1 protein-coding gene is annotated in these 465 nt (G+C 58.5%); it reads left to right on the top strand.

What is annotated here, in order from left to right; translation table 11 throughout:
- Nucleotides 1-465 (top strand): immunoglobulin-like domain-containing protein (locus ACM6IP_RS25165; protein ID WP_414862525.1); only part of this gene is annotated, 465 nt, incomplete at both ends.

The raw sequence follows: 465 nt of genomic DNA, 5'->3' as shown, positions 1-465 counted from the left end.
GGCGAAGACCAATACACCACCACCGTTACCGACGAGCCAGGTTCGGGCGATCCAAAAGATCCGGCCAACGAAGGCGACAAAATCACCGTCACCATCGAAAGCAACGGCGACGTGCTGGAAAACGCTGCGCCGAAGTTCACCGTCAAAGTCGATCAGGAACTGAAGCAAGACCTGACCGTCACCCTGAGCAACGGTGCAACCGTGGTCATCAAAGCCGGCACCACCAGCGTGCCGTACGAACTTAAAGCCCAGGGCGACGACGTCTACAAAGACGGCGAAACCATCAAGCTGAGCGTCACTGACGCAACGGTTCCGGGCAAGTCGTTCGAGAACCTGGTGCTCGGCGACGAGGCTGTGGTCAAAGTTGGCGACACCCTCACTGAGGTGAAAGCCACCCTGACTGTGGATAAATCCACCGTCGCCGAAGGCGGCGAAGTCACCTACACCGTGACACTGACCAACGCC

The organism is Pseudomonas sp. IT-P176 (genome assembly GCF_949767245.1).
Lineage (GTDB): Bacteria > Pseudomonadota > Gammaproteobacteria > Pseudomonadales > Pseudomonadaceae > Aquipseudomonas.
Note: the sequence above shows the minus strand (reverse complement) of the source record. Positions and strands in the feature narration are given on the sequence as shown.